This window comes from Streptomyces sp. NPDC086077, from assembly GCF_040686175.1.
Lineage (GTDB): Bacteria > Actinomycetota > Actinomycetes > Streptomycetales > Streptomycetaceae > Streptomyces.
The window spans coordinates 1-5123 of sequence record NZ_JBFBJT010000266.1 but is presented as its reverse complement, the minus strand read 5'-3'; the positions used below and the strand labels follow the sequence as shown (position 1 = coordinate 5123).

Annotated in this window: 5 protein-coding genes; 1 reads left to right on the top strand and 4 read right to left on the bottom strand. The window is 75.3% G+C overall.

Annotation, left to right across the window (positions count from 1 at the left end):
- The 3 genes from AB0O67_RS36480 to AB0O67_RS36470 all read right to left on the bottom strand — a co-directional run.
- Nucleotides 1-900: aromatic amino acid lyase (locus tag AB0O67_RS36480; RefSeq protein WP_365460132.1), on the bottom strand; the 900-nt coding region annotated here is incomplete at its 3' end.
- Between the two features lie 117 nt (nucleotides 901-1017).
- On the bottom strand, nucleotides 1018-2160 hold the full coding sequence (locus AB0O67_RS36475) for a GGDEF domain-containing protein (protein WP_365460129.1): 1143 nt from the start codon (nucleotides 2158-2160) through the stop codon (nucleotides 1018-1020).
- Nucleotides 2161-2620: 460 nt separating this feature from the next.
- The gene (locus AB0O67_RS36470) at nucleotides 2621-3421 is read right to left on the bottom strand and encodes an enoyl-CoA hydratase-related protein (protein ID WP_365460126.1); all 801 of its coding nucleotides are present in this window, start codon (nucleotides 3419-3421) and stop codon (nucleotides 2621-2623) included.
- A gap of 225 nt (nucleotides 3422-3646) precedes the next feature.
- Between AB0O67_RS36470 and AB0O67_RS36465 the strand changes: the two genes are divergently transcribed.
- Nucleotides 3647-4723 (top strand): hypothetical protein, encoded by a 1077-nt coding sequence (locus tag AB0O67_RS36465; protein ID WP_365460123.1) that lies wholly within the window; start codon nucleotides 3647-3649, stop codon nucleotides 4721-4723.
- A 13-nt stretch (nucleotides 4724-4736) separates the two neighbouring features.
- On the opposite strand, the gene AB0O67_RS36460 is transcribed toward AB0O67_RS36465, so the two are convergent.
- Nucleotides 4737-5123, bottom strand: a 387-nt coding sequence (locus AB0O67_RS36460) for an adenylate/guanylate cyclase domain-containing protein (RefSeq protein ID WP_365460120.1), incomplete at its 5' end; no start/stop codon positions are given.

Sequence of the window (5123 nt, the reverse complement as noted above, 5' to 3'; positions counted from 1 at the left end):
GTGGGCGAGGGTGTCGCGTCCGGCGCCGGCGACCTGGGGCGCGCAGCGCACGGAGTAGGCGTCCTGGACGCGGGGCGCGTCGTCCTGGTGATGGCCCGTCAGGCCGGAACCCTTCAGCACGGCCAGCATGTTGGCGGCGCTGGCGGCCTGGCCGGGGTGCGGGCGGATGGCGTGCAGTTCGGGTGCGAGGACCTTGTCGGTGCCGAGCAGGGCCTCCATGGACAGGGCCGCGGTGACGTCGGCGGACTTGTAGAGGGTGTCGAGGTCGGCGAGGGCCATGAGCAGCATGCCGAGCATGCCGTCGGTGCCGTTGAGGAGGGCGAGGCCCTCCTTCTCCCTCAGCTCGACGGGTGCGATGCCGTGCGCCGCGAGCAGCTCGGCGGCGGGGCGCACGACCCCGTCCGGGCCCTCGGCGTCCCCTTCGCCCATCAGGGTGAGGGCGCAGTGGGACAGGGGCGCGAGGTCGCCGGAGCAGCCGAGGGAGCCGTACTCGTGCACGACGGGCGTGATCCCGGCGTTCAGTACGTCGGCCATGGTCTGCGCGACCTCGGGGCGCACACCCGTGTGCCCGGAGCACACGGTCTTCAGCCGCAGGAACATCAGCGCCCGGACGACCTCCCGCTCGACGGCCGGCCCCATGCCGGCGGCGTGCGAGCGGACGATGTTGCGCTGGAGCTGGGTGCGCAGTTCCTGGCCGATGTGCCGGGTCGCGAGGGCGCCGAAGCCGGTGGAGACGCCGTAGACCGGGTCGGGCTTGGCCGCCAGGGCGTCCACGATCTCGCGGGCCGCGGTGAGGGCGGCCACCGCCTCGCCGGAGAGTTCGACGCGGGCGCCGGCGCGCGCCACGGCGAGAACGTCGGACGCGGTGACACCGGACGTCCCCACCACCACAGTGTGCATATCCATATTCAGGAGCGTACGCAGTGAATTCGACGCTGTCACGAGTGGGGGCGGGATGTGACCCTTACCGCCCGATGCGCGTGACTCGGCCCCGGACGTCGCCCGGGCGCCCGTGGCTCAACCGCGGCCGCGGAAGCGGCGGCGTTCGCCGGCGGGACCTTCGGGGGGCGCGTCCGCGAGGCGCACGACGGGGTCGTCGGGGCCCTCGCGGCCGGCCACGACCGCCTTGGCGGCGCGCAGGCCCTTGGCCCGGTACTGGGCGGCGTCCGCGAGCCGGAACAGGCGGCGGGCCGAGCGGACCTGGCCGATCGGGTCCTCGGTGGAGGCGACGCCGCAGGCGACACCGTCGCCGAGTTCCAGTTCGGCGGCGCGGCGGCACAGCTCGTCGGCGACCTTGACGACCTCGTCGGCGGGCGGGCCGACGGCGAGCAGGCAGAACTCGTCGCCGCCGAGGCGGGCGGAGAGGGTTCCGGGCAGCATGGCGCCGCACAGCGAGAGCACCGAGCCGAAGCGTTCGAGGAGCCGGTCGCCGACGGCGTGCCCGCGGGTGTCGTTGACGCGCTTGAGGCCGTTGAGATCACAGACCACCAGGCTCACCACGGCCCCGTCCCTGCGGTGCCGCTCGATGGCCTCCTCCAGGCGCATGTCCACAGCGCGGCGGTTGGCGAGGCCGGTGAGGGAGTCGGTGAACGCGAGCCGCCGGGCCTCCTCCAGCCGCTCGGTCTGCGCGATCCCGGCGGCGACGACGGCGGCCAGTACGGTGGCGAAGTCGGCGTCGCCGCGGTCGAAGACGGGGACGCCGAGGGGCCGGGCGACGTACAGCTCGCCCCAGGCGCGGCCGTGCAGTACGACTGGGGCGACGACGCAGCAGCCCCGGCCCCTGCGCCGCAGGGCGGCGACCCGCTGATGACAGAAGCCCGCGCGGCCCGCGGTGGGCCCCTCGGCGGTCTCCACCCAGGCGTCGGGCTCGCCGCCGCCCGCCCACTGCTCGTGCAGGAACTCGGTGATCTCGGCGAACTGGTGCACCGGGTAGGTCTCGTCCTCCGGGAACTCCTCCTCGTCCTCCACCCGCTCACCCACGTTGACGAGCACCCGCAACCGCCCGAGGTCCCGCTCCCACACCGAGAGCGCGGCGAAACTCCCGTCCAGCGCCCGGCAGGCCCCGAGCGCGGCGGCACGCCACGAGTCCCGCACCGACTGCGCCGCAGCCATCCCCTGCGCCAACGCCACCACAGCCGCGAGCCGGCTCTCCACACCCATCTCCCCAGGCTAGGGAGATTCGGGATGAATGGGGATGTTTCCGGGGCGCTGGGGTGAGAGGAACGCGACGGCGGAGAGCCGAGGTGGCGGGGCACAGGAGCGGGGCAATGGGTGGGGGTGCGGCTGGGTAGGGGGCGCGGTCGGGCGCGGAGTACCGCAGCGCGCGGGGGTACGGCTGGGCGCGGAGGCACGACTGAGCGCGGAGGCAACCCGGCGGGCACCCCGGCAACGCGGCTCGCGCCCCTGCCGCAGCGCACGCGCAACGCCGGTCTACGCGAGCACCCCGGCCCAGCGCACCGCCGGAGCGGCAACGCACGCCGGGCCCGGCCCTACGCCGGATGGCGCAGGCACCCCGGCCCAGCGCCACGCCGGATGGCGCAGCCACCCCGGCCCGGCGCAGCGCCGGGTTACGCGGCCCCCGGCACAACGCCGCGCACCCGCCCGCCGCGCGGAGCGCCCCTCACTGGCCCGGCCACTGGGGCTTCCGCTTCTCGTTGAACGCCGCGACGCCCTCCGCCCGGTCCCCCGAGAACGCCACCGACCGCCACGCCGCGTCCTCGACCTCCAGGCCGGCCGGCAGGTCCAGCCCGTGCCCCAGGCGCAGGGCCCGCTTGGCCGCGCGCAGGCCCACAGGGGAGTTCGCGGCGATGCGGGAGGCCAGCGCCAGCGCCTCCTCCCGGTCCCGTCCGTCCTCCACGAGCACGTCCACCAGCCCCAGCTCACGCGCCTCGGCCGCCTCGACCCGCCGCGCGGTGAAGATCAGCTCGGCCGCCCTCGCCGCCCCCACCCGCCGCGGCAGAAGCTGCGTACCGCCGCCCCCGGGAATCACACCCACGGACACCTCCGGCAGCCCCACCACCGCCGTACCGTCCGCCACGATCACGTCGCACGACAGCGCCAGCTCGAACCCGCCCCCGAGCGCGAACCCGTGCACCGCCGCCACCGTCGGCACCGGCAGTTCCAGCACACCGGTGTACGCCCCCCGCGCAACCGGCCGCTGCCGTACGAGCTCGGCGTCGCTCAGCGAGTTCCGCTCCTTCAGGTCGGCCCCCACGCAGAACGCCCGCTCATGTGTCGACGTCACCACGACCACGCGCACGTCCCGGTCGGCCCCCAACGACGCGCACGCCCCGGCGACCGACCTGGCCATCTCCGTGGACACGGCGTTCATGGCCTTGGGCCGGTCGAGTGCCAGCTCCGCGACATGCCCGTCCCCGTGCCGCCGCACCAGCACGAACTCCCCGAACCGCTCTTCGCTCATGACACCCTCCCGGTTAACGCGGGTTAACAAAACTCGGCCCGATCATTCCAGCCGCACCCCTCCGGGGGAAGGCCGCTCTCTCGCGCGCCCGGTTCCCCGATCACCCTCCGACACCCCGTTCGAGTGACATACCACCCGACTCCCTCCCCCGCTCCCGGAGGAGCGCATAACGTGCGAGCGCCATGGCGCACCGGGGGGCGCGCCGGCGCATCGGGGAGGACCGGCATGAGGACCGACACGCCGACGGGCATCCCGTCGAGGAACGGCCAACGGAACGGCCAGAGAAGCACCACCCAGGAGAAGGGCCAGGGCAGCGCCCCGAAGGACAGCCAGGGGAGCACTCGAAAGGACAGCCCCGAGAGCACCCGGAAAGGCGGCCCGGGCGGCGCCCGGAAGGGCGACCAAGGGAGCACCCGAAGGGACGGCCGGGGGAACACCCCGGATGTCGTCCCGGCGAGAACCCCGGAGGCCGGCCCGGGAAACAGCCAGGAGGCCCGCCCGGGAACCAGCCGACCCACCAGCCCCACGACCGCCCCGGGAACCGTCCGGCGAAACAACCAGGGCAACGACGCGACCCACGGCGGCACGAGCAAGCCACCGCCCGCACCGCACCGCACCCGCGCCTCCAGCACCAGCACCAGCACCAGCACCAGCACCAGCACCAGCACCAGCACCAGCAAGGCGAACGCGCCCAGCGCCGCGCCCCAGGCCGCCCGGCCCACCGGCGGCCGTGGCCGTCACCGCCGGCCGCGCCCCCGCAAGGTGCTCCTCGCCGCGGGCGCCCTCGTCCTGGCCGCCGGTGTCCTGGGCCTCGTACGCCTGGTGCCGCCGGACTCCGGGAACGGCGGCCTCGGAACCGCGGCGGCCGGACCCACCCCCGAAGCGGCGGTCAGCAGCGGCCAGGCCGCCAACACCTTCGCCACCGTGCCCCCCGGCACCCGCACCGCGGGCCCCTCCGCCCCGGGCGCCCTGCGCGGCCCGGGCACGCCTCACGCGCACGGCACGGCGCCCACCACGCCGAGGTCCCCGCACGCCTCGTCGCAGCCCCACGACCACGCACCGGCCCTGGGGACCGCCACGACCATCCCGGAAGCTGCTGACCCCCCGGACGCCCCGAACGCGCCATCGACCCCCGGAGGGACCGGCACCGGCGGCAACACCACTCCGTCGCAGCGCCCGCCCACCACGGGCCCGGCCCCCGAGCCGACACCCACTCCGAGCGCTCCGGCGCCGCGGCCCGAGAAGCCCGCCCTCTGCGTGCCGATCCTCGACCTGTGCCTCGGCCCCCTGACCGGGTGGTGAGGCCTGAGCCCCGCTACGGCGCGCCGTCCCGCCGCGTGAGCAGCCAGGGCTCGACCACGCCCAGCCCACGCACCGGCCGCTGCCACATCGGCTGGAGCCCGAAGCGGTACGTCGGCGGCTCCTCGCCCTCCTTCTCCGCGGCCGCCGCGGCCTCGGCCGCCTCCGCCTCGGAGGCGGGGGCCTCACCGCTGCGGATCAACTCCTCGGCGAACGCGCTGTCGACCAGGACCGCGTCCCGTGGCGCTATGGACGTCAACCGGGAGGCCAGGTTCACCGTCGTTCCGAAGACATCACCCATCCGGGTCGTCACCGTGCCGAAGGCGATGCCGACCCGCAGCTCGGGCATCGTCTCGTCGTTCGCCAGGGTCTCGATGAGCCGCAGCGCGATCTCGGCGGCGAC